The following is a 22,680-nucleotide window of genomic DNA, read 5'->3' as shown; positions in this document are numbered from 1 at the left end:
AGGAGGCCTTGCCGCCGACGGCACCCCGAGCATGCCAGCACAATCGCGCCGATGCGATCACCTGCGCACCATCGCGTGAACGCGTAGACGAAATGCCGCAGGCCGGCAATGCAGCTCAGGTGATACCGAAGAAGGCGCGCGCGGTCGCCGTGGTCGCCGCCGCGGTGGCCTCGACCGGCTCGCCACGGTCACGTGCGAGCTCCTCGACGATGTGACGCAGGTACATCGGCTCGTTGCGGCGGTGCGAGGGCGGCGGACGTACGCTGCGTGGAAGCAGGTAGGGAGCATCGGTTTCGATCATCAGGCGATCGGCCGGGATGTCGCGCACGAGTTCACGCAGGTGGGTGCCGCGACGCTCGTCGCAGAGCCAACCGGTGATGCCGATGTGCCAGCCGGCGTCGAGGTAGTCATGCAGCTCCTCGCGGGTGCCGGTGAAGCAATGCACGACAGCCTTGCCGATGCGGCCGCTGAACTGCCGCATCGTCGCCATGAAGTCGGCATGTGCGTCACGCTGGTGCAGGAACAATGGCTTGCCGCAATCAGCCGCAATCGCGAGCTGGCGTTCGAAAGCCTCGATCTGCGCGACCTGCGGCGAGTAGTTGCGGTGGTAGTCGAGGCCGGTCTCGCCGACCGCCTTGATGCGCTCGTCGGCGACGAGCTCGCGCAGCAGGGCGTCGGTGGCGTCGTCGTAGTCGATCGCATGGTGCGGATGCACGCCGGCGGTGGCATGCAGCAGGTCAGGATGCGTCCTCGCCAGATGCAGGGCGGCGCGACTGCCGCCGGCGCTTGCGCCGGTCACCACCATCGTGGCGACACCATGCGCCCGGGCACGCGCCAGCACGGCATCGAAATCGGGCCGGAACGATTCGTGGGTGAGGTTGGCGCCGATGTCGATCAGGTGCATGCGTGGTGACTCCAGGATGTCGTCGGGGAATGGGCAACGGGAATGATCGGATCAGGAGTCCTGCTCTTGACCATTCACCATTCCCGATTGCCCATTCCCGGCATTCTCTGCCACATAGAATGCACGATTCATCCATGGACGCCGTTCGCTTGCACGCTACCCGCTTTCCGATCGACGAGGTGTTGCCCGCGCTGCGCGAGAGCCTCGCCCGACATCCGCGCCTCGTGCTCGAAGCGCCCCCCGGCGCGGGCAAGACCACGCGCGTGCCGCCCGCCCTGCTCGACGAACCATGGCTGCAGGGCCGGCGCATCCTCATGCTCGAACCACGCCGCATCGCCGCACGCGCAGCCGCCGGTTTCATGGCGGATGCGCGTGGCGAGGAGATCGGCGCGACCATCGGTTTCCGCATCCGCGGCGAAGCGCGCGTGTCGGCGGCGACACGCATCGAAGTGCTCACCGAGGGCATCCTCACACGGCTGCTGCAGGACGATCCCGAACTGGCCGGTGTCGGCGCGATCCTGTTCGACGAGTTCCACGAGCGTCACCTGCACGGCGACCTCGGCGCCGCCCTCGCCCTCGACGTGCAGGCCAACCTGCGGCCCGACCTGCGCCTGGTCATCATGTCGGCGACGTTGGACGGCGAACGCATCGCGCACTGGTTCGATGCGCCACGCCTGACCAGTGCAGGACGCAGCTTCGCGGTCGACATCGACTGGCCACCGCCACGTGCCGGCGAAGCCTGGCCCGAACGCGGTTGGCCGCAGCACGTGCGGCGCACGGTCGAGGCCGCACTGGCCGGCAATGACGGTGACGTGCTGGTGTTCCTGCCCGGCCGCCGCGAGATCGATCTCGCGCGCGACGCGCTGGCGACCTCGCTCGACGCCAAGGTCGATCTCGTCGCCCTGCATGGTGAACTCACCCTCGCCGAACAGCGCGCGGCGCTCGCACCGGCGCTGCCAGGCCGGCGCCGCGTCGTGCTGGCGACCAATGTCGCCGAATCGAGCGTGACCCTGCCCGGCATCCGTACCGTCGTCGACAGCGGTCTCGCGCGCGAACCGCGTTTCGATCCGAACTCGGGCTTCACGCGCCTGGCGGTGGTCAACATCTCGCAGGCCTCGGCCGAACAGCGCGCCGGACGTGCCGGACGCGTCGCCGCCGGTCGCTGCCATCGCCTGTGGCCGCAGAGCCGGCGCCTCGAACCGGCGCGTACACCCGAGATCGCCCAGGTCGAACTCGCCCAACTCGCCCTCGAACTCGCCGCCTGGGGTTCCGACGTGCTGCCGTGGCTCGATCCGCCACCGCCGGGCGCGCTGGCCCAGGCGCGTGACCTGCTGGTGCGTCTCGGCGCGCTCGACCGTGGCGGACGGATCGACAGGTTCGGCCGCGACATGCTCGCCTTCGGTGCACATCCACGCCTGGCCGCCGCGGTGTTGCGCGCCGGTCAGGCGAAGGCGCTCGCCTGCGACCTCGCCGCATTGGTCGAGACGCGCGATCCATTGCGCGGCGGCGGCGTGCGCAACGACGACCTGCGCACCCGCGTGCAGGCGCTCGCAGCCTGGCGTGCGCGCCGCCCGGTGGGCGACGCCGACGCCGGCGCACTGGCCGCGATCGCGCAAGCGGCCGAGACCTGGCGTCGACGGGCCGGCCTGGTGCGCGGTGAAAGCGAGGTCGTGCCGGCGACTGCCGTTGGCGACGTGCTCGCGCATGCCTGGCCCGACCGCATCGCCCGTCAGGATCCGGCCAATCCGCGCCGCTACACCCTGGCCAACGGTCGCGGCGCACACTTGGGTGATGAAAGCGCACTTATCGGCGAACCCTGGCTGGTCGTCGTCGACCTGCGTGCCGATGTCCGTGACAGCCTGATCCGGCTCGCCGCGCCGCTCGATCCGGCACTGCTCGAACGCGATTTCGCCGACACGTTCGTGCGTGAGCGGGTGGTGCGTTGGAACCGCGAAACGCGCACGGTGGAAGCCTGGGAGCAGCGCCGCTTCGACGCCATCGTGCTCGAACGCCATCGTGCCGCCGCACGACCCGAGGACAGCGTGCCTGCGCTCATCGCCGCCGTACGCGAACTCGGCCTCGACGTCCTGCCCTGGAGCGAGCCGGCACGTGCACTGCGTCTGCGCACGACCCGCCTGCGCACATGGTGGCCCGAGCTCGATCTACCCGATCTCTCCGATGAGCGCCTGCTGGCGAGCCTCGACGATTGGCTTGCGCCGTATCTGGCCGGCGTCACCCGCCTCGACGCGATCGGCGCCGGCGTGCTCGGCGAAGCGCTGGCCGCGCACTTCGACCATGCGCAACGGCGTGCCCTCGACGAGCACGCACCGACCACGGTGCGCGTGCCGAGCGGCCTCGAGCGACGCATCGACTACAGCGTCGACGGACCGCCCGTGCTCGCGGTCAAGCTGCAGGAACTGTTCGGCCTTGCCGATACGCCGCGCATCGCCGGCGGCCGCGTCGCCCTGACCCTGCACCTGCTCTCGCCAGGCGGACGACCGATCCAGGTCACCCAGGATCTCGCCAGCTTCTGGGAGCGCACGTATCCGGAGGTGAAGAAGGAACTCAAGGGCCGCTATCCGAAGCATCCCTGGCCGGACGATCCGTGGACGGCAACGCCGACGCATCGGGCGAAGCCGCGCGCCCAATGAGCGCCTTTCACGGATTCCCGTGCACGGTCCTCGACCTGGTGCAGGCGGGAACGAACGGTCGGGTTGATTCCGGAGATTCCCCCGCGTGTGCTTCATCGGCGTGCCGCACATGGAACCAAACGCGTGTGCAACCGGTCGCATGCGACTCGCATCCAACGAGATTTGCGGAGAACCTGAATGGGCATGAGCCGACCTTCACGTGCGCTGCTCTGGATGTCGGCCTTCCTCGCCGGCGTTGCCACGTTGGCCTTCCTCGTCGCGCCGCGCCTGGCCGCGATGTTCATGGCCAACCCGTTCTTCAACGGCGTGATCGTGCTCGTGCTCGCCGCCGGCATCCTGGTCAACGTCCGCCAGGTGCTCGTGCTGTCGCGCGAGGTCGAGTGGATCGAATCGTTCCGCCGCTCGAACCCTGAACGCGGCACGCACGGCAACCCGCGCCTGCTCGCACCGATGGCTCGCATGCTCGGTGGTCGCGAGCGTGGACGCGCAACCTTGTCGGCGGCATCGATGCGCACCCTGCTCGACAGCGTGCAGTTGCGCCTAGAGGAATCGCGCGACCTCTCGCGCTATCTGATCGGGCTGGCCATCTTCCTCGGCCTGCTCGGCACCTTCTGGGGCCTGCTGGTGACGATCGCCTCGGTGACCGGGATCATTGGTTCGCTGGACGTCGGCAACGATGCGGCGACCATGTTCGGTGCGCTCAAGGAGCACTTGAAGGAACCGCTGGGCGGCATGTCGACGAGCTTTTCGACCTCGCTGTTCGGCCTCGCCAGTTCGCTGGTGATCGGCTTCCTCGACCTGCAGGCCGGCGGTGCACAGAACCGCTTCCACAACGAGCTGGAGGAATGGTTGTCCGGCATGACCCATCTGTCCTCTGGCCACGCGCTCGACGCCGACGCCTCCGTGCCGGCCTACGTGCAAGCCCTGCTCGAACAGACCGCCGACGGCCTCGAACGCATGCAGCGCGCGATTGTCGAGAACGAACGCGAGCGCCGCGGCAGCAACGAGCAGTTCGCCGAGATCGCCACCCAGCTCGGCCGCCTCAACGAACTGCTGTCGCGCGATGTGCGCGAACGCCAAGCGGCGACCGAGACGCAGAACGAACTGCGCAAGCTGCTGCGCCAGTTCGCCGCAGAGGCGCCGACCGAGTCGCGCCTGGCAGACGATCTGCGAGCCGAGCTGCGCCTGCTCTCGCGCACGATCGCCGCTGCAGTCGGCCCGCGCGAGCCGCGTCGGTGAGCACGCTTGCACGCCGGCGGCGGCGCACGTTCGACATCTGGCCCGGCTTCGTCGACGCGCTGACCTCGCTGATCATGGTGTTCGTGTTCGTGCTGCTGATCTTCGCGATTGGCCAATTCGTGCTCTCCGATTCACTGGCCGGCAAGAACCGTGCACTCGATGCACTGAACGCCCAGGTCGCCGAACTCGCGCGCACGCTGTCGCTGAGCGAGGAACAGAAGCGTTCGCTCGATGCGCGCGTGGCCGAACTGGCCGCCTCGCTCGGCCGGGCCAGCGACGATCGCGACACGCTGCGCGGCGCACTCGACGCAGCGACCGGCGAGGCGGCGCGACTCGGCACCGACATCGCCCTGCTCAACGAACTGAAGGCGCAGCTCGAAGCCGAGGTTGCGCGCCTGGCCACGGCGCTGGACACCTCGAACAAGGACCTCGCCGTGCAGACCGAAGCCAATGCCGCGGCGACCGCACAGATCGAACTGCTGAACCGGCAGATGAGCGCGATCCGTGAACAGTTGGCAAGACTCGAAAACGCGCTCGACGTCGCCAACCGGGATATCGACACGAAGGACGCGACGATCGCCGACCTCGGCCAACGCCTCAATCTCGCCTTGGCCGAGCGCGTCGGCGAACTCGAGCGCTACCGCTCGGAATTCTTCGGCCGCCTGCGCGAAGCGCTCGGCAACCGCAGCGACGTGCAGGTCTCGGGCGACCGCTTCATCGTGCCGACCGACATCCTGTTTCCGTCCGGCTCGGCCGAACTCGACCCGGCCGGACAGGAACGCCTTGCCATGCTCGCCGACACCGTGCGCGAAGTCGCCGCCGAAATCCCCTCGAGCATCGACTGGGTGCTGCGCATCGATGGCCACACCGACCGCCGGCCGATCCACACCGAACGCTTCCCGTCGAACTGGGAACTGTCGACCGCGCGCGCGGTGGCGATCGTCAAGTACCTCGTCGTGCAGGGCATCCCGGCCCATCGCCTGTCGGCCAACGGCTTCGGCCAGTTCCAGCCGCTCGATTCCGGCGACGGCGAAGCGGCCTATGCCCGCAACCGGCGCATCGAGTTGCAACTGACCAATCGTTGACGGCGGCGGATCGCGCTCGGCGATCGCGAGCTGCCGCCGCGGATGCTCTGATCAATCCCGCAATGGCGTCATGACATCCGCAAGGTTCGCAGCGGGGTGGGCGTGGCGAAGTGCAGGCTGGTTGCCTGGCCGAGCTGCGCCCGCACGGGACGGTGACGCCGTTGTGGGATTGATCAGAGCATCCCTAGAATCCGCGTCATGCTCGAGATCGACGCCCGCCTGTCCATCCCCGACGAGGAACTCGTCGAACGCTTCATACGCGCGTCGGGGCCGGGCGGGCAGAACGTCAACAAGGTCGCCAGCGCGGTCGAACTGCGCTTCGACGTGGCAAGTTCGCCGAGCCTGCCGGAACCATTGCGCGCGCGCCTGCTTGCGCGCCGCGACCGCCGCCTGACCGACGAAGGCGTGCTGGTCATCCAGGCCAATCGCTTCCGCGACCAGGCGAAGAACCGCGACGACGCGCGCGTGCGTCTCGCCGAGGTCATCCGCGCCGCCCAGCACGTGCCGAAGAAACGCGTCGCGACCAAGCCGACGCGTGCCTCCAAGGAACGCCGCATCGACGCCAAGAAGAAGCGTGCCTCGATCAAGCAGGGCCGCGGCGCGCGCGACTGGAGCGGCGATTGAGCGCGGACCGTTTCCCGGCCGCCCTGCCGCCGTCGATGCCACAGTTTCCGCAGCACGCGGGGCGCCGCCTCGCGCGCTGGGTGCTTACGCTGGCCGGCTGGCGCCTCACTGGCACGATTCCCGACCTGCCGCGTGCGGTGATGATCGGCGCGCCGCACAGCTCGTGGTGGGACGGCGTGTGGGGCCTGCTGATGAAGGTCGCGATCGGCGCCGACGTCTCGTTCATGGCCAAGCGCGAACTGTTCGTCGGTCCGCTCGGCTGGGTGCTGCGCAAGCTCGGCGGCATCCCGATCGAACGCAGCGCAACGCATGGCCTGGTCGAGCAGATGGCGGCGCGCCTGCGCGAACAGCCCAAGCTCTGGGTCGGCATCGCCCCCGAGGGCACGCGCAAGCGCGTGGCGAAATGGAAGAGCGGCTTCTGGCACATCGCCCGCGCCGCCGGGGTGCCGATCGTGCCGATCCATTTCCACTATCCGGAACGCACCATCGGCTTCGGCCCGCCGCTGATGCCCGGCGAGGACATGGACGCCGATATCGCCGCCCTGCGCGCGTACTACGCGCCGTTTCGCGGCAAGCATCGCGGCGTCGATTGAAATAGGGCCTTACGCGGCCAAGGCCGCTCGGAAGCAGGGCATGGGGAAGATCAAGGGCAAGGCTTCACCATTCCCGGTTCCCTGTTCCCCGTTTCCGGCTTGCATGCACGGCGCGACAATCAGCGCATGTCCGCACACGATCCCGACGACCTGACCCGCCCGACCCGCATCAAGGGGCGCGGCGCCGCTTCGAACCGCGAAGGCCGCTTCGAGGCGATCGCGAAGACGATCGAGGACGACGGCTGGCATCGCGAGACCGATGCATCGCCACGCCCACCGACCGAGGTCACGCTCGAACGCGCACGCTCGATCATCAGCCGCAACGACTCGCCCGACGTGCCGTTCACGCAGTCGATCAATCCTTATCGCGGCTGCGAACACGGCTGCATCTACTGCTATGCGCGACCATCACACGGCTATCTCAATCTATCGTCCGGCCTCGATTTCGAGACGAAGCTGTTCGCCAAGACCAATGCCGCCGAACGCCTGCGCGAGGAACTCGGCCGCCGCGGCTACGCCTGCTCGCCGATCAACCTCGGCGCCAACACCGATCCCTACCAGCCGATCGAGCGCAAGCTCCGCATCACGCGCGCGATCCTCGAAGTGCTGGCCGAGCATCGCCACCCGCTGACCATCGTGACCAAGAACGCGCTGGTCGAGCGCGATCTCGACCTGCTCGTACCGATGGCACGCGAATGCCTGGTGCACGTGTTCCTCTCCGTGACCTCGCTCGACAACCGCCTGGCCAGCACGCTCGAACCGCGCGCGAGCGCGCCGCATCGCCGCCTGGAAGCCATCGCCAGGCTCAATGAAGCCGGTGTGCAATGCGGCGTGCTCGTCGCACCGATCATCCCGGCGGTGACCGATGCCTTCCTCGAGGAGATTCTTGAACGTGCTGCCGCCAACGGTGCACGCCATGCCGGCTACACCCTGATCCGCCTGCCGCACGAACTCGCCGGGCTGTTCCGCGAATGGCTGGACCTGCACCTGCCGGAACGTGCCGAACACGTGATGAGCCTGGTCCGGCAGTCACGCGGCGGTCGCGACAACGACCCTGACTTCGCCACGCGCATGCGCGGCAGTGGCGTGTTCGCCGACCTGATCCGTCAACGCTTCGCACTTGCCTGCCGCCGGCTCGGCCTCAACCGCACGCGCGACCTCGGCCTCGACGCAACCCGCTTCCGCGTACCGAATTCCGCCTCGCCGCAGGGATCGCTGTTCTGAACCCTCCCGTCGCAGCGCTGCGTGCATGCGGCCGACCCGATCGTACGGACCGGGTTCGTCGTGCAGGCATGCATGGGCACACCTGACGCCTGCGCGCGGATGCACTATCGTGCGCGCTTCCACGTCGAGGCCGCATGCGCACTCCATCTACCGAACTGCCCGCGTTGACCGGTCTGCGTGGCTTCGCCGCGCTCTGGGTGCTGTTGTTGCACGTGTGGTTCTTCGCCGGCGAGCCGGCGTTGCAGCTGTGGTCCGGCGGTCCTGCGTTCGGTCCGTTCTTCAATCTCGGCTGGGCCGGTGTAGACGTGTTCTTCTGCCTGTCGGCCTTCCTGCTGGCGATGCCGTTCGCACGTTGGCGTTACGACGGTGCACCAAGACCGGATACGGGCCGTTACCTGTGGCGCCGCACGCTGCGCATCTACCCGGCCTATCTGTTGCAACTCGGCATCCTGCTCGGCATTGCCACGCTGACCGGCGAGGGACGCCTGCTCGACCTGCGCGAGTTGGTCGCGCATGTGTTCCTCTGGTTCAACATGGGCCGCGACTGGGTGGCACCGCTGGTCGGTGTCTGGTTCACCCTGCCGATCGAGTTCGCGTTCTATCTGCTGCTGCCATTCCTCGCGCCGATGCTCGACCGCGGTCGCTGGCCTTGGCTGCTCGTCGGTGCGGTCGCGGTCACGCTCGGCTGGCGCGTGCTTGCCTATGGACTGGTCGCCGCCGAACCGGTCCCCATCCGCGTGGTCGAGATCGAGCGTCTGCCCGGCCGCATCGACCAGTTCGTCATCGGCATGCTCGCCGGCGCGGCATTCGTCGCCTCGTTGTCGAGCGGCTGGCGGCCGCGTCGCCGGGCCTTGTGGTTCTGGGGTGGCGTTGCCGGCTGCACGCTCCTGCTCGCGGCGCTGTATGTGGTCCGTGCCGACTACTGGGACGGTCATCCGCTGCTGTTCGTCTGGCATGGCCTGTTCAGCGCCAGCCTGCTGCCGGTGCTGCTCGCCGCGGCCTGGGGTGATCGTTCCGCCGTCATGCTGTTCGGCAGCCGCGTGCTGCGGCATCTCGGTCGCGTCAGTTTCGGCGTCTACCTGTGGCATATGCCGATCGTGCTGGCGGTGTTGCCCCATATCCCGGCGGCATGGGGTGCGGCCACGAAGCTCGCCGTGTTGCTCGCCATCGTGCTGCCGGCGACGCTCATCGTCGCCCAGGCGTCGTTCGTGCTGGTCGAACGGCCGCTGCTCGAACGGGGCCGGCGTGCAAGACTCCCTGCAGCGTGAATGTCCTTCGCCTGCGCGGCCCGATTGGCCTCTGCCACGCAGGCTCCCGAGCTCAGTCGACCACGATCGCCTCGATCAGGGCACGCTTGCCCTGACGCAGGCGCCTCGATGCACTGGCGTTGTCGAGCACATCGAGGAAGGCGGTGGTCAGGTCGTAGGCGCGCACGTCGAGGCCGCTGTGCAGCACGGCCGACTGGCGCCCCTCGCGATGCCCGCCGCAGCGCGCCTTGAGCAGGGGCACCGAGCTATCGGGCAAATCGGTTCGACCCGGTGATTCGTACTCGGCCCTGCACATCTCGACGTCGGTCGAGTGGTGGTTGCGGCAGGCGAACGGCCGCGCCGGATAGATCGAACAGGCGCCTTCGACAAGGAAGCAGCAGGCCAGGTTGGTGGTCATGTGCTGCGCGGGCGTGAGCGCGCGGATCGTCGCCGCGTTGCGCCGCGCCGCATCGATGACGCGCTCGCGCGTGGCCGCATCGAGGCGGGTGCGCACGTGTTCGACAATCGCCAGCGCCTCGTCGGCGCGCACATCGACCTTGTAGTGGCAGCACCAGGCACAGCCGGCGCGGCAATCGAGCTTCGCACCGGATTCGGCGAGCGCGGCATCGAAGATTCGTTCGTGGCGGCGGTACGAGGCGGTGACGGCGCGCAAGGGATCGCCCTGCGCGAGTTCACCCATGGCGGTCGCGTGCTCGGCCAGGCCGGTGCGGCGGTATTCGGCGGCGATGTCGTGGCTCATGCGCGGCAGGCTACGGCGCTGGATCGAAGCCATCGGCGAACAACTGCGGCACCACGCGCAGCGAACCGAGCATGCCCTGCGTGTAGTGGAAATCGCAGAAGAACGGGTACTCGCCCGCATCGACCGGAATCCGTACGGCTTCGGTGCCCGAGGTGATCGAGCCGATCGGGCTTGTCGGGTCGATGGTGGCCATGCCGCCGCTGACGAGGCCGCCGTAGAGCGGGTGCATGCCGAAGTTCGGATTCGCGCGGAACACGATGCGCGTGCCTTCGCTCACCGTCGCGCAACGCGGGCGGTAGCGGAACGGGTTGGTCGGGTCGTCGTTGGCGACGACCAGTTCGGCAAGGCCGCGGCGATCGGCGAAATCGACTTCGAGGCAGTTGTTGAGCGCCAGCGCCGGACCAGCGGCGAGGGTCACCAGCAGCGCCAGCGGACGAACGGTCACAAACCCGGCCCGAAAGGAATTCATGGTGTGAATGAGTGCACACGCGGCGGCGACGGAAGCCGCTAGTGTGGCCAACGCCGCGGCGGGCGGTCAAAGGGCGGGGATCGTCGAGATGAGAATCACGCTGCGGATGGCCGCAGGGGTCGCCGCGTCGGTTCTGGCCTGCGCCACTGCGCACGCCGGCGAGCACCTTTTCGATTCTGGCTTCGACCATCGCAACGAAGGGCCATATTCCGATGCCGACGCGGCACGTTTCCTGACCCAGGCGACCTTCGGGCCCACGCTGGCGGAAATCGCACGCCTGCGCGCGATCGGCTACAACACCTGGCTCGCCGAACAGGCCGCGGCCACGCCGAGCCGGCATCGCCCCTACCTGGAAGCCCAGGCCGCCGCCGGCCTTGATGTCTACCAGAACAGTCGTCAGGAAGCCTGGTGGCTGCATGCCGTGCGCGGCCAGGACCAGTTGCGCCAGCGCGTCGCCTTTGCCCTGAGCGAGCTGCTCGTCGTCTCCGACCAGAGCGGTGCGATCGAGGGCAATCCGATCGCCATGGCGAACTACTACGACCTCCTCGTCGAAGGCGCATTCGGCAACTACCGCAGCCTGCTCGAACAGGTGACGCTGAGCCCGGTCATGGGCCACTACCTGTCGATGTTCAAGAACCGCAAGCCGGACACCGCGCTCGGGATCCGGCCGGACGAAAACTACGCGCGCGAGATCATGCAGCTGTTCTCGGTCGGCCTGGTCCAGCTCAACATGGACGGCACGGTGATCTCCTCGGGCGGCCAGCCCGTGCCGACCTACAACCAGGAAACGATCCGTGGCTTCGCCCACGTATTCACCGGCTGGAACTGGGCGAATTGCCCGACCAACAACTGGGAATGGTGTCCTTCCGGACCGGTCGATTGGCCGGAACCGGGCTGGGATGCGTACTGGTTGCAACCGATGGCGCCGATGGCTGCCTACCATGCAAGCGCAGGCACCAAGCAACTGCTCGTCTATCCGGGCGTGGCCCTGCCCAACGGCGTGCTGCCAGCCGGTGGCAGTGCGCAATCGAACCTGCAGGCCGCGCTCGACAATGTGTTCAACCACCCCAACGTCGCCCCGTTCATCGCCCGCCATCTGATCAAGCGCCTGGTCAGCAGCAATCCGAGCCCGGCCTACGTCGGGCGCGTGGCCGCGGTGTTCGCCAACAACGGGCTGGGCGCACGTGGCGACCTCGGCGCGACCGTGCGCGCGGTGCTGATGGACAGCGAAGCGCGCATCCTGCCGACGCTGGCCAGCAACCGCGGCAAGCTGCGCGAGCCGCTGCTGCGCCTGACCCAGCTCTGGCGAGCGCTCGACGGCCGCGCCGACGACGGCCGCTACCGCGAATGGAATCCCGAGTATTCGTTCGGCCAGGCCGCGTTGCGCTCACCGAGCGTGTTCAACTTCTTCCTGCCCGACTATCGTCCACCCGGCGAGCTGTCGAACCTTGGCCTCGACGCACCGGAATTCCAGATCACCACCGACACCACAATCGCCAGCGTCGCCAGCGCCCTCGGCGCCAAGGTGTACTGGTCCTGGCGTGGTCAGGGTGGGCAATCGCCGGAGGACATCGTCGTCGACCTCGGTCCGGAAGTCGCACTCGCCCACAATCCAGCGCGCCTGGTCGACCGCTACGACCTCCTGTTCATGGGTCGCACGATGTCACCTTTCATGTTCGACACGATCACCGGCTACATCTCGACGATGCCGAACACGAACAGTGGTCGCCGCGAACGCGTGCAGAACGCGATCTGGCTGATCCAGAGTTCCCCCGAATACGCCATCGAGCGCTGATCCCATGAAACGACGCCAGTTCATCCAGCGCGCCCTGTGCGCCACCGCCGGCTCGGCCCTGTTCGGCGCTCTCAGCGGCAAGCTGTCGATCGCGCATGCCGCGGCGATCAGCGAGGACCGCCTGCTCGGCACCGATTACCGAGCCCTCGTCTGCGTGTACCTGTACGGCGGCAACGACTCGTTCAACATGCTCGTGCCACGCAGCGGCGCACCGCGCACGGCCTACCAGAACGCACGCGGCGGCCTCGCCCTGCCGGTTGCCCAGACCCATGCGCTCAACCCGGTCGTGGCCCCCGGTGATGGCGGCAGCTATGGTTTCCACAACGCCATGCCGCAGCTCGCCGCCCTGTTCAACCGCACCGCCACGCCATCGCCGCTGGCGATCGTGGCCAACATCGGTCCGCTGCTGTACCCGATCACCAAGGCCCAGTACGAGGCCGGCAGCGTGCCGGTGCCGGCACAACTGTTCTCGCACAGCGACCAGAGCGTGACCTGGCACAAGCCCGCCGCAGACCTCGCCGTGCGGCGTGGCTGGGGCGGTCGCCTCGCCGACATGTTCTTCGCCACGAATCCGAATCAGGACCTGTCGATGAACATCTCGGTCGACGGCGAGAACGTGTTCCAGGCCGGCGACAACGTGGTGCCGTACTTCGTCGGCCAGAACGGCGCCGAGTCGATCCCGTTCGTCGGCGAGGAAAGCTGGAATGCCGATCGCCGCGCGGCCTTCATCGCCCTGCGCGACGCCCCGCACGGTCACGCACTGCAACGCCAGTACGCCGCCGTCATGCGCCGCTCGATGGCCAACGGAACGTTGATCAACTCCGCGCTCGATGGCGCCGGTGCGCTGGCCACGGTCTTCCCCGACACCCCGCTCGGCCAGCAGTTGCGCATGGTCGCGCGGCTCATGCAGGTGCGCGGCGTCCTGCAGATGCGCCGGCAGATCTTCTTCGTCGGGATCGGCGGCTTCGACACTCATGACCGCCAGCTCGAGGACCACGCCGCCCAACTCGGTGAACTCGATGGCGCACTCGCCGCATTCCATGCCGCCACGGTCGAACTCGGCATCGACGATGCGGTGACGACGTTCACCGCCTCCGAATTCGGCCGCACCACGAGCATCAACGGCGACGGCACCGACCACGGCTGGGGCGGCCATCACCTCGTGCTTGGCGGCGCAGTTGCCGGCCGGCGCATCTATGGCACCCTCCCGAACCTCACCATCGAAGGCCCCGACGATGCCGGCTGGGGCCAGATCATCCCGACTACTGCGGTCGATCAGTACGCTGCCACGCTGTCGCGCTGGTATGGCGTGCCCGATGCACAGATGTCCACGGTGTTCCCCAACCTCGGCCGTTTCGCCAGCGCGAACCTGGGCTTCATGAACACCTGACTCGCAGCACGGGCAGCGTGACGCTAAGCTTGCGCGCTCCGCGAGCCTGCTCGCCCGCAGCGACCGTTTCGAGATGACCGACACCCTGCCCGACCGCCTCAGCGTCGACCCGCGCAGCCCGTATTACGACGCCGACCTGCTCGAACGCCCGATCGGCGTGCGCTTCAACGGCCGTGAACGTCACGACGTCGAGGAATACTGCGTCAGCGAAGGCTGGATTCGCGTCGCCGCCGGCCGCGCCCGCGACCGCCGCGGCCAGCCGATGACGGTCAAGTTGAAGGGCGAAGTGGTGCCGCATTTCCTTGGCGACGAAGGTGGCACGGCGCAATAGCGGCGAGCACCTCGACGCGGCAAGGCGCACGGCTCACGCCTGACCTCTGCCCCGTGCCGTCGGCATCAACGCGGCAATGCCGACGCAGCCCAGAGCGGCCAGCACCCATCGCAGCGAACCGATCCACTCGCCGCCCGCCATCGGCGTGCCAAGGTGGTTGTACACCGCCGCGGCGATGATCACGGCGACGACGATGGCCACACCGAGACCGAGACCGAGCATCCGCTCGAAGCGCGCGTCCTCGGCTGCCTGGGCTTCCGCACGGCGGGCGACGGCGGCGGCGAAGCCGGGTGGCGGCGCGGATACGCGCGGCTCGCGCAGGGCGCGCATGACGCGCGACCACTCCGCGTCAGGCGCATCGGCGCCGCTGCGCACTGCGCGCCAGGCGGCTTCCTGGCGTTCCCATTCGCGTTCGTCGATGTTCATGCGCTGGTGACTCCGCCGCGTTCGAGTGTTTCGCGCAGCCGCTGGCGGCTGCGGAACAGGTGGCTCTTGATCGTACCTTCGGCGAGGCCGGTGATGCGCGCGATCTCGCCGATCGGCACCTCTTCGAGGTGATACAGCATGAGTACGGTCCGTTGCAGCGGTGGCAGTGCCTCGATCGACCGCTGCAGGTGCTCACCGACCTCGGCCTCGCCGCGATCGCGCTCGACATCGGCCTCGTCGGCGACGTCGAAGGCCATGGCCAGGCCGTCCTCGCCGAGCGCCGGCTCGGCCAGCGGGATGCGCCGGCGCTCGAGATGACGCTTGGCCACCGAATAGGCGACCTGGGCGATCCACGACTTCAGCGGGCTCTCGTGGCGGTACTGGTGCAGGCATTGGTGCACGCGCAGCAGGGCTTCCTGGCACAACTCGCGAGTGTCTTCTGGATGTCGGACCATGCGCTGGATGACGTGCCAGCACAGCCTCTCGTAGTCGCGCACGAGGCGCTCGAACGCGCCCGCGCGGCGCGCGAGCACGGCGGCGACGAGTTCGCGTTCTTCCATCACAGGGGTGCCGACATTCATCGCCACGAGGGATACGCCCGACGTGCCCGCGGTTGCAAGGGCCATGCGTTGCAACCAATGGCGCCCGGCCCGTATCTCCTCGGCCGACCCTCCCAACCACGGTCTCAGCCATGAACAATCCCGACTTCCTACTGCCCTTCATCCCGATCTCGCTGTTCGTCTGCATCACCTATGCGGTCAAGGCAATCGTCGACGCGCGGGTGCGCAAGCAGCTGGTGTCGGCCAACGTCTCGGAGGAACTGGTGCGCTCGATCATCGAGGGCGACGAGATCCGCCGCCGCCATGCCTCGCTGCGCTGGGGTGTGATCTTCGTCGCGCTCGCACTCGGCTTCTTCGCCATCGAGGCGTTCTCGTGGGACGAGTTCTCGCCGGCCGTCATCGCCATCCTGTTCGGCGCGACCGGCCTCGGCAACCTCGCCTACTATGCGATGAGTCGCAAGTTGAAGATGTGAGGGGCGTCGTGTCGCCATCCCCTGTGCCTGCCGATCGGCGCAACCGATCGGCAGCCCGCCTGCTTCCGGAGACGATCCGATGATCCGACTGTCCACCTGCCTGGTCGGCGTCCTGCTGTGTCTTGGCCTGCCTGCACAGGCCGAAATCCCATCCACAAAACCGGTCTCGGCCGAGGCCGTTTCCGCCGAAGGCGAGCGCCTGCTCGCCGAAGCGGTGCCCGACGTCGACGGCCCCGGCGTCGCCCTGCTCATCGCGCGCGGCGACACCGTGTTGTTCCGCGGCGCGCGCGGGCGCGCCAGCATCGAACTCGGCGTCGCCCTGTCGCCGGACCAGGTCTTCCGCATCGGCTCGGTGACCAAGCAGTTCGCCGCCGCAGCCCTGCTCAAGCTGGTCGACGAAGGCAAGGCGCGCCTCGACGATCCCTTGTCGAAATACCTGCCCGACTTTCCGAATGGCCAGGCGATCACGCTGACCATGCTGCTCGATCACACCTCGGGCATCCGCAGTTACACCGACCTGCCCGGCTACATGGGCGAACCGGTGCGCCGCGACCTCGACACGCATGGCTTGGTCGCCGTGTTCAAGGATGCGAAGCCGGACTTCGCTCCCGGCACCAAGTGGGCCTACAACAACTCGGGCTATGTGCTCGTCGGCGCGGTCATCGAGGCGATCACCGGCAAGCCGTGGGGGACGCATCTGGACGAGTCCCTGTTCCGTCCGCTCGGCCTCGCCCACACGCGCGCCGACGACGGCAAGGCGATCATCCGCGGCCATGTCGAGGGCTATTCGCTGGCCGCCGACGGCAGCGTCACGCGTGCCGGCTTCCTCAGCATGAGCCAGCCGCACGCGGCCGGGGCGATGGTGTCGACACTCGACGATCTGTGGCGCTGGAACCTTGCCCTGCACGGCGGCAAGGTGCTGAAGCCGGCGACCTACGCGCGCATGACCACGCCGCAGGGCGTCGCTGCCAAAGCGCCGGGCCACTACGGCTTCGGCATCCAGCGCCGGACCCTGCGCGGCCACACCATGATCACGCACAGCGGCGGCATCCATGGTTTCCTGTCCAATCTCATCTACCTGCCGGACAGCGGACTCACCGCGGTCGCGCTGCGCAATGCCGATAGCCGAGCCCCGTTCCCGATCGATCGCCGCCTGCTCGCCTTCGCCCTGGGCGATGCGTATCCAGCGGATAAGGCGGTGCCGGTCGATGCAGCCGAACTGGCGGAGTATGAAGGCATCTACCGGCTCGACGCCGACACCAAACGCACGCTGCGCGTCGTCGACGGCAAGCTCACCTCGCTGCGCAGTGGTGGTTCGCCGTTGGTGCTGACGCCGATCGGTGGCGGACGATTCCTCTTCCCCGACACGCTCAGCCGCATCGAGATGCAACGCGGCAAGGATGGCAAGGTGGATGGCCTGCACTTCTTTCCTGACGGCGAGGACGGTGAGCTGTGGCGGCGCACCGACGAAAAACCGATCGAGCGCACGCCGGTCGATCTGCCACTCGCAGCCAGGCAAGCCGTGGTCGGCGACTATGCCGGCGATGCGCTGTCGTTCAAGGTGTTCATCGACGATGCCGGCACGCTGCGCGTGCAGGTGCCGGGCCAACCCGCGTTCGAGTTGCATGCCGAGACACCGCGCCGGTTCTTCCTGCGCGAAGTCGATGCGAGCGTCATCTTCGATCCTGCCGAAGGCCCCGTGCAGACAGCCACGCTCGAGCAGGGTGGCGCGCGCATCCCGCTCGCACGCAAACCCTGATCCACGCAAGGGAAGCCCCGACTGGACCCTTCCGCGATTGAAGGTTCTCGCACAGAATCAAGATCCTGAGGGGGCGGCTTCAGCCGCGATCGAACGAACCGGAGCGCCCCCATCACTGCCCACGGAGCCAGCATGTACACGCTCTACTACTCGCCCGGCGCGGCCAGCATGGCCGTGCACCTGACTCTGCTCGAGATCGGTGCGCCGCACAGCCTGCGCCTGATCGATTTCGACACGCGTGCACAGAAGGATCCCGAATACCTGCGCCTGAACCCGAACGGCATGGTGCCGACCCTGATCGTCGACGGCCAGGCGGTCTACGAATGTGCAGCCCTGCTGCTCCTGCTCGGCGAACGCCATCCCGAGGCGGGCCTCGCACCCGCACCTGGCGCGACCACGCGCGGCCTCTACCTGCAATGGATGCTGCATCTCGCCAACACCCTGCAACCGGCATTCCGCCAGTGGTTCCATCCGGGCGACTTCGGCCCGCCCGGGGATGACACGACCCTGCGCGACTATGCGCGCCGGCGCATCGAAGCCTGCTGGGATCGTCTCGACGCACACCTTGCTGCCAACGGCCCGCATGTACTCGGTGCGGAGCTGAGCATCGCCGACTTCTATGCGACCATGCTGATGCGCTGGTCACGCAACATGCCGAAGCCGGCCGACCGCTGGCCCGCCCTCGCCGCCCTCGCCGCGCGCGTCAAGGCACGGCCGTCCTGGTCACGCCTGTACGCGATCGAAGGCCTGAGTGAGTGGGCCTGATCATCCACAGCCGGAAAAAGTGGATCGCACAATCATGAGCCTTCGTGCGCATAATGGCGCGCTACGTCACCGCAACAGGGGCCGCGATGTCGCCGACCGATCCTTCTGCCACCGACGCGACAGAAATCGACGGCATCGCCGTCAGCGTCGGTGATGGCGCCACGCTCGCACCCCAAACGCGCCTCGGCGCCTACCTGATCCGCCGCCCGCTCGGCGCCGGCGGCATGGGCCAGGTGTACCTCGCCGAACAAACCGCTCCGGTCCGCCGCGAGGTCGCGCTGAAGCTGATGGGCAACCAGGTTGCCGGGCCGCTCGCCCTGGCCTGGTTCGAGGTTGAGCGTCAGGCCCTTGCCCAGATGCAGCATCCGGCGATCGCCCAGGTGTTCGACGCCGGCACCACGCCGGAGGGACAGCCGTATCTGGCCATGGAGTTCGTCGAAGGCGAGCCGGTGACCGACTGGTGCCGCACGCACGCACTGACGCTCGACGAACGCCTCGCCCTGTTCATCCGCATCTGCCTCGGCGTACAGCACGCGCACCAGAAAGGCGTGATCCATCGCGACCTCAAACCGGGCAACGTGCTGGTGCGCGCGATCGACGGCACGCCGCAACCGAAGATCATCGACTTCGGCATCGCCGTCGGTGGCGACATGACCGGCTCGATGGCCGTGGCCACCGCCGAATACGCGAATCGTGCCGGTACGGCCGTCTACATGAGCCCGGAGCAGGCCAGCCGTGAAGCGCGCGACATCGATACCCGCAGCGATGTCTACTCGCTCGGGGTCATGCTGTTCGAGGTGCTGACCGGCACCGATGCAATGGGACTGACCTCGTCGCAGGCCTACCGCTCGCAGCTGGGCCGGCCGGCGACGCTGCAGGCAACCCTGGCCGCGATCGACAATGACACGGAAGTTCTCGCCCCGGAGAACGTGCTCGCCGCGGCACGTTCATTGCCGCTCGAACTGCGCGCCGTGCTGCGTCGCGCGCTCGCCGTCGATCGCGAAGAACGCTACGCCTCGGCCACGGCCCTGGCCGAGGATCTGGAACACTACCGTGAAAGGCGCCCCCTGCGCGCGATGCCGGCCAGTCGCGCCTATTTCGCGCGCAAGTTCATCGTCCGTCATCGTTGGGCACTCGCCGCCGCGAGCCTCGTGCTGGTTGCGATCGTCGCCGGTGCCCTGCTCGCCCTCGAAGGCCAGCGTCGTGCCGAACAGGCTGCGGCGCAGGCGCGCATCGAGGCGGACAAGGCGCGCACGGTCGCCGGCTTCGTGCAGGACATGCTCGGTGGCATCGATCCGAATCGCGCCAAGGGCATGGATCGCGCGCTGATGCGGCTCGTCCTCGACTCGGCTGCCGAGCGCGCCGGCAAGGAACTGGCGAGGGAACCCGAAGTGCATCTGGCCATCGAGCGCACCATCGCGCAAAGCTATGCCGCCATCGGAGAACCCGTGCTGGCCGCGACACACTATCGCGCAGCGTCGACCCTGGCCGCCTCCGCGCCGGTCGCCGAGCGTGTGCGCCTGGCCGTCGGCGAACTCGATTCGGTGGTCAACCAGGGCCGCTTCGATGATGCGCTTGCGCTCGCCGAGCCCGTACTCGGGCTCGCCCGCAGCCTGCCTGCCGCCGACCGCGCGCGCCTGTTCGCCGAAAGCCATGTCGCCTGGGCCGAACGAGGTGCCGGCAAGCTCGATGCGGCGATCACGCGCTACAGCGACGTGCTCGCACGCCAGCGCGCCGCCTTCGGTGACGACGACAACGATACTCTGGAAAGCCAGCGCGGACTCGCCGCGAGCCTCACGCGCGTCGACCGCTACGCCGAAGCCCAACCGCTGCTCGAGGACACCCTGGCCCGCATGCGCGCGCGCCACGGCGAAGCCGACTCGCGCACGCTCGACGCCACCACCGCACTTGCGGTCATGTTCCTCGAACAAGAGCGCTATGCCGAAGCCGAAACCCTGTTGCGGCCGGCCCTGGCCACGGCCGAAAGTCTGCTCGGCCCCGACCATGCGAACACGTTGATCGTGGTGTCGAACCTCGGCAGCGCGATCCGCAACCAGGGGCGCCTCGTGGAAGCAAGGCCCTGGTACGAGCGCGTGCTCGAGGCGAATCTGCGCCTGCACGGCCCTGACCACTACCTGAGCGTTTCTGCCGAAAGCAACTACGCACGCCTGCTGCGTGACCTCGGCGACCTCGACGGTGCCGTGCAGCACGCGGCGCGCAGCGTCGCACACATGGACAAGGCCTTCGGTCCGGACAATCCGGCCCGCGCAATCTTCGTCACCGCCTATGCGCGCGTGCTCACCGCCGCAGGCAAGTACACCGAAAGCGAACGTGAACTTGATCGCGCCTGGAAGATCCTCGTCGAGCACCCGGCCTTCGGTCCAACCCATTCACGCGCACGCGACGTCATGAAGGAATACGTCGCCCTCTACCAGGCCTGGGGCCGACAGGCCAAGGCGAACGAATGGCAAGCCAAGTTCGCCGCAACAGGTGAAGCGCCCTGAGCGAACTGGGCGCGACGATTGCCGTCGCGCAGTCTCCCGGAAGCGGCTTCGACGGCGGCGTACCTGTCAGCGGAAAATCGCACCACGGCGGAATTCGTCTCCCACGATTTCGCGCATGCAAATCCGTTCACCAGCGACCCGACATGCAACTCCACGCGTGCCGGCAATCAGCGGAATCTCAGACCAGCTTGCTCCAGCGCATCTCGGCGACACCGGGCGGCGGAGCGAAACTGTCGCTGCGCGCATCGGCCCAGAAGCGCTGGAACACCGCGTGTGCCGCCGGACCCTCGAGCAGTTCGCCGGGACGGACGAAGGCATACAGCGTCGCCAGTGAGCGCACCTCGTTGCCGGATACGCGACGGATGATGTGCTCGGGGCCGAGCTCGCCGGGATGATGCAGGCCGGCGGCAGCGATCAGTTCTTTCAGTGCGCGCAAGGTGTTGGCGTGGAAGTTCTTCACACGCTCGGCCTTGTCCGGCACATCGAGGCCGCGCCAGCGCGTGCGGTCCTGGGTGGCGATACCGGTCGGGCAATGGTCGGTGTGGCAGCTCTGCGACTGGATGCAGCCAAGCGCAAACATGAAACCGCGCGCGGCATTGCACCAGTCGGCACCGAGCGCGAGCGTGCGCGCAAGGTCGAAAGCAGTGATGATCTTGCCGGCCGCGCCGATGCGGATCTCCTCGCGCAGACCGAGGCCGACCAGGGTGTTGTGCACCAGCATCAGGGCCTCGCGCAGCGGGGCGCCGACGTGGTCGGCGAACTCCATCGGCGCCGCGCCGGTGCCACCCTCGCCACCGTCCACGACGATGAAGTCCGGGCGGATCCCGGTCACCCGCATCGCCTTGGCGATGCCGAACCATTCCCAGGGATGGCCGATGGCGAGCTTGAAGCCGGTCGGCTTGCCACCCGAGAGTTCGCGCAGGCGCGCGATGAAGCGCAGCAGTCCTTCCGGCGAATCGAAGGCCGAATGGCGCGCCGGGGAAATGCAGTCCTCGCCCTGCGGCACGCCGCGCGTCTCGGCGATCTCGCGCGTCACCTTCGCGCCCGGCAGCATGCCGCCGTGGCCCGGCTTGGCGCCCTGCGAAAGCTTCAGCTCGATCATCTTCACCTGGTCCAGCCGCGCGCGCTCGACGAAACGTTCTTCGCTGAACACGCCGGCACGCTCGCAGGCCCCGAAGTAGCCGGAGCCGAGCTCCCAGACCACGTCGCCGCCGTTCTCGCGGTGGTAGGGTGACAGCGAGCCCTCGCCGGTGTCGTGGTAGAAGCCGCCGCGTCGCGCGCCTTCGTTGAGCGCGCGGATCGCATTCGGCGACAGCGAGCCGAAGCTCATCGCCGAGATATTGAACACGCTGGCCGAATACGGCTGCGTGCATTGCGGCCCGCCGATCGGCACGCGGAAGTCGTGGCTGTCGATGTGCGCCGGCATCATCGAGTGGTTGATCCACTCGTAATCGTTCGCATAGACGCTGCGCTCGGTGCCGAATGGACGCGTCTCCAGCGCGAGCTTGGCACGCTGGTACACGATCGCACGCTGGTCGTGCGAGAACGGCACCTCGTCGTCGTCGGCCTCGACGACATACTGGCGCAGCATCGGCCGGATTGCTTCGAAGAAGTAGCGCCCGTGGGCGAGGATCGGAAAGTTGCGACGCAGGGTCTTGCGCGTCTGCGCGATGTCCCACACGCCGACCACGGCAAGCACGCCCGCGACGACGGCAACCCAGCGCCAGGCCCAGCCATGGTTCCAAAGCACGATGCCGGCGATGCAGGCGACGACGACAAGTACGAACGGCCAGTAGCGCAACGGCAACAGTGATTTCACATCGACCTTCCGACAGGTTGGACGGGGCCGAAGCATAGCGCAGGGCACCTGTAGCGCCCGGG

The 22,680-nt window shown here is 68.0% G+C and carries 20 protein-coding genes; 14 read left to right on the top strand and 6 right to left on the bottom strand.

The features are described 5' to 3' along the window. Window positions 1–115: 115 nt before the first annotated feature. The gene (locus KF907_RS05015; protein ID WP_291218776.1) at window positions 116–904 is read right to left on the bottom strand and encodes a TatD family hydrolase; all 789 of its coding nucleotides are present in this window, start codon (window positions 902–904) and stop codon (window positions 116–118) included. Between the two features lie 134 nt (window positions 905–1,038). Here KF907_RS05015 and hrpB point away from each other — a divergent pair, with 134 nt between their 5' ends. The 7 genes from hrpB to KF907_RS04980 all read left to right on the top strand — a co-directional run bounded on the left by hrpB (window position 1,039) and on the right by KF907_RS04980 (window position 9,588). Beyond that, window positions 1,039–3,555: an ATP-dependent helicase HrpB gene (hrpB, locus tag KF907_RS05010; RefSeq protein ID WP_291218775.1), complete on the top strand. Its 2,517-nt coding sequence runs from the start codon at window positions 1,039–1,041 to the stop codon at window positions 3,553–3,555. Window positions 3,556–3,738: 183 nt separating this feature from the next. Continuing rightward, window positions 3,739–4,794: a flagellar motor protein MotA gene (locus KF907_RS05005; protein ID WP_291218774.1), complete on the top strand. Its 1,056-nt coding sequence runs from the start codon at window positions 3,739–3,741 to the stop codon at window positions 4,792–4,794. Further along, on the top strand, window positions 4,791–5,879 hold the full coding sequence (locus KF907_RS05000; protein WP_291218773.1) for a peptidoglycan -binding protein: 1,089 nt from the start codon (window positions 4,791–4,793) through the stop codon (window positions 5,877–5,879). Before KF907_RS05005 ends, KF907_RS05000 begins: the two co-directional genes overlap by 4 nt. Before the next feature lie 198 nt (window positions 5,880–6,077). Then, complete coding sequence (arfB, locus tag KF907_RS04995; protein ID WP_291218772.1) at window positions 6,078–6,503, top strand: alternative ribosome rescue aminoacyl-tRNA hydrolase ArfB; 426 nt, start codon at window positions 6,078–6,080, stop codon at window positions 6,501–6,503. After that, the gene (locus KF907_RS04990; protein WP_291218771.1) at window positions 6,500–7,096 is read left to right on the top strand and encodes a lysophospholipid acyltransferase family protein; all 597 of its coding nucleotides are present in this window, start codon (window positions 6,500–6,502) and stop codon (window positions 7,094–7,096) included. The genes arfB and KF907_RS04990 overlap by 4 nt, the downstream gene beginning before the upstream one ends. A 126-nt stretch (window positions 7,097–7,222) precedes the next feature. Then, complete coding sequence (locus KF907_RS04985) at window positions 7,223–8,320, top strand: PA0069 family radical SAM protein (RefSeq protein ID WP_291218770.1); 1,098 nt, start codon at window positions 7,223–7,225, stop codon at window positions 8,318–8,320. Window positions 8,321–8,454: 134 nt separating this feature from the next. Then, window positions 8,455–9,588, top strand: coding sequence for an acyltransferase family protein (locus tag KF907_RS04980; protein ID WP_291218769.1), 1,134 nt, complete (start codon window positions 8,455–8,457; stop codon window positions 9,586–9,588). A gap of 52 nt (window positions 9,589–9,640) precedes the next feature. Here KF907_RS04980 and KF907_RS04975 read toward each other — a convergent pair whose 3' ends face one another. Together KF907_RS04975 and KF907_RS04970 are read right to left on the bottom strand one after the other, a co-directional pair. Further along, the gene (locus KF907_RS04975; protein WP_291218768.1) at window positions 9,641–10,360 is read right to left on the bottom strand and encodes a YkgJ family cysteine cluster protein; all 720 of its coding nucleotides are present in this window, start codon (window positions 10,358–10,360) and stop codon (window positions 9,641–9,643) included. Further along, window positions 10,338–10,772, bottom strand: coding sequence for a cupredoxin domain-containing protein (locus KF907_RS04970; protein WP_291218767.1), 435 nt, complete (start codon window positions 10,770–10,772; stop codon window positions 10,338–10,340). The genes KF907_RS04975 and KF907_RS04970 overlap by 23 nt, the downstream gene beginning before the upstream one ends. Window positions 10,773–10,884: 112 nt before the next feature. Here KF907_RS04970 and KF907_RS04965 point away from each other — a divergent pair, with 112 nt between their 5' ends. The 3 genes from KF907_RS04965 to KF907_RS04955 all read left to right on the top strand — a co-directional run bounded on the left by KF907_RS04965 (window position 10,885) and on the right by KF907_RS04955 (window position 14,312). Beyond that, complete coding sequence (locus KF907_RS04965) at window positions 10,885–12,591, top strand: DUF1800 domain-containing protein (RefSeq protein ID WP_291218766.1); 1,707 nt, start codon at window positions 10,885–10,887, stop codon at window positions 12,589–12,591. 4 nt (window positions 12,592–12,595) lie between these two features. Continuing rightward, window positions 12,596–13,981 (top strand): DUF1501 domain-containing protein, encoded by a 1,386-nt coding sequence (locus tag KF907_RS04960; RefSeq protein WP_291218765.1) that lies wholly within the window; start codon window positions 12,596–12,598, stop codon window positions 13,979–13,981. A gap of 73 nt (window positions 13,982–14,054) precedes the next feature. Next, on the top strand, window positions 14,055–14,312 hold the full coding sequence (locus tag KF907_RS04955; RefSeq protein WP_291218764.1) for a DUF3297 family protein: 258 nt from the start codon (window positions 14,055–14,057) through the stop codon (window positions 14,310–14,312). A 33-nt stretch (window positions 14,313–14,345) separates the two neighbouring features. Here the strand turns inward: KF907_RS04955 and KF907_RS04950 are convergent, their stop codons facing one another. Next, a complete protein-coding gene (locus KF907_RS04950) occupies window positions 14,346–14,738 on the bottom strand; it encodes a hypothetical protein (protein ID WP_291218763.1) in 393 nt (130 codons plus the stop codon). After that, window positions 14,735–15,319 carry an RNA polymerase sigma factor gene (locus tag KF907_RS04945; RefSeq protein ID WP_472843856.1) on the bottom strand — a complete coding sequence of 195 codons (585 nt, stop codon included), beginning with the start codon at window positions 15,317–15,319 and terminating at the stop codon, window positions 14,735–14,737. The genes KF907_RS04950 and KF907_RS04945 overlap by 4 nt, the downstream gene beginning before the upstream one ends. Window positions 15,320–15,429: 110 nt before the next feature. On the opposite strand from KF907_RS04945, the gene KF907_RS04940 reads away from it, so the two are divergent. The 4 genes from KF907_RS04940 to KF907_RS04925 all read left to right on the top strand — a co-directional run bounded on the left by KF907_RS04940 (window position 15,430) and on the right by KF907_RS04925 (window position 20,799). Then, complete coding sequence (locus KF907_RS04940; RefSeq protein WP_291218761.1) at window positions 15,430–15,771, top strand: DUF6249 domain-containing protein; 342 nt, start codon at window positions 15,430–15,432, stop codon at window positions 15,769–15,771. A 79-nt stretch (window positions 15,772–15,850) separates the two neighbouring features. Then, window positions 15,851–17,530, top strand: a complete 1,680-nt coding sequence (locus KF907_RS04935; protein WP_291218759.1) for a serine hydrolase domain-containing protein — start codon at window positions 15,851–15,853, stop codon at window positions 17,528–17,530. Window positions 17,531–17,662: 132 nt separating this feature from the next. Further along, on the top strand, window positions 17,663–18,295 hold the full coding sequence (locus tag KF907_RS04930) for a glutathione S-transferase family protein (RefSeq protein WP_291218758.1): 633 nt from the start codon (window positions 17,663–17,665) through the stop codon (window positions 18,293–18,295). An 86-nt stretch (window positions 18,296–18,381) separates the two neighbouring features. Beyond that, window positions 18,382–20,799, top strand: coding sequence for a serine/threonine-protein kinase (locus KF907_RS04925; RefSeq protein WP_291218757.1), 2,418 nt, complete (start codon window positions 18,382–18,384; stop codon window positions 20,797–20,799). A 178-nt stretch (window positions 20,800–20,977) separates the two neighbouring features. Here the strand turns inward: KF907_RS04925 and KF907_RS04920 are convergent, their stop codons facing one another. Beyond that, window positions 20,978–22,609, bottom strand: coding sequence for an FMN-binding glutamate synthase family protein (locus KF907_RS04920; RefSeq protein WP_472843855.1), 1,632 nt, complete (start codon window positions 22,607–22,609; stop codon window positions 20,978–20,980). Between the last annotated feature and the right edge of the window lie 71 nt (window positions 22,610–22,680).

This window comes from Dokdonella sp. (assembly GCF_019634775.1).
Classification (GTDB): Bacteria; Pseudomonadota; Gammaproteobacteria; order Xanthomonadales; family Rhodanobacteraceae; genus Dokdonella.
This window is presented reverse-complemented; position numbering and strand designations above follow the sequence as displayed.

Coding starts and splice junctions, on each gene's coding strand:
- KF907_RS05015 (WP_291218776.1), bottom strand. CDS start 904: ATGCACCTGATCGACATCGGCGCCAACCTCACCCACGAATCGTTCCGG.
- hrpB (WP_291218775.1), top strand. CDS start 1,039: ATGGACGCCGTTCGCTTGCACGCTACCCGCTTTCCGATCGACGAGGTG.
- KF907_RS05005 (WP_291218774.1), top strand. CDS start 3,739: ATGAGCCGACCTTCACGTGCGCTGCTCTGGATGTCGGCCTTCCTCGCC.
- arfB (WP_291218772.1), top strand. CDS start 6,078: ATGCTCGAGATCGACGCCCGCCTGTCCATCCCCGACGAGGAACTCGTC.
- KF907_RS04985 (WP_291218770.1), top strand. CDS start 7,223: ATGTCCGCACACGATCCCGACGACCTGACCCGCCCGACCCGCATCAAG.
- KF907_RS04980 (WP_291218769.1), top strand. CDS start 8,455: ATGCGCACTCCATCTACCGAACTGCCCGCGTTGACCGGTCTGCGTGGC.
- KF907_RS04975 (WP_291218768.1), bottom strand. CDS start 10,360: ATGGCTTCGATCCAGCGCCGTAGCCTGCCGCGCATGAGCCACGACATC.
- KF907_RS04965 (WP_291218766.1), top strand. CDS start 10,885: ATGAGAATCACGCTGCGGATGGCCGCAGGGGTCGCCGCGTCGGTTCTG.
- KF907_RS04960 (WP_291218765.1), top strand. CDS start 12,596: ATGAAACGACGCCAGTTCATCCAGCGCGCCCTGTGCGCCACCGCCGGC.
- KF907_RS04955 (WP_291218764.1), top strand. CDS start 14,055: ATGACCGACACCCTGCCCGACCGCCTCAGCGTCGACCCGCGCAGCCCG.
- KF907_RS04950 (WP_291218763.1), bottom strand. CDS start 14,738: ATGAACATCGACGAACGCGAATGGGAACGCCAGGAAGCCGCCTGGCGC.
- KF907_RS04945 (WP_472843856.1), bottom strand. CDS start 15,319: ATGAATGTCGGCACCCCTGTGATGGAAGAACGCGAACTCGTCGCCGCC.
- KF907_RS04940 (WP_291218761.1), top strand. CDS start 15,430: ATGAACAATCCCGACTTCCTACTGCCCTTCATCCCGATCTCGCTGTTC.
- KF907_RS04935 (WP_291218759.1), top strand. CDS start 15,851: ATGATCCGACTGTCCACCTGCCTGGTCGGCGTCCTGCTGTGTCTTGGC.
- KF907_RS04930 (WP_291218758.1), top strand. CDS start 17,663: ATGTACACGCTCTACTACTCGCCCGGCGCGGCCAGCATGGCCGTGCAC.
- KF907_RS04925 (WP_291218757.1), top strand. CDS start 18,382: ATGTCGCCGACCGATCCTTCTGCCACCGACGCGACAGAAATCGACGGC.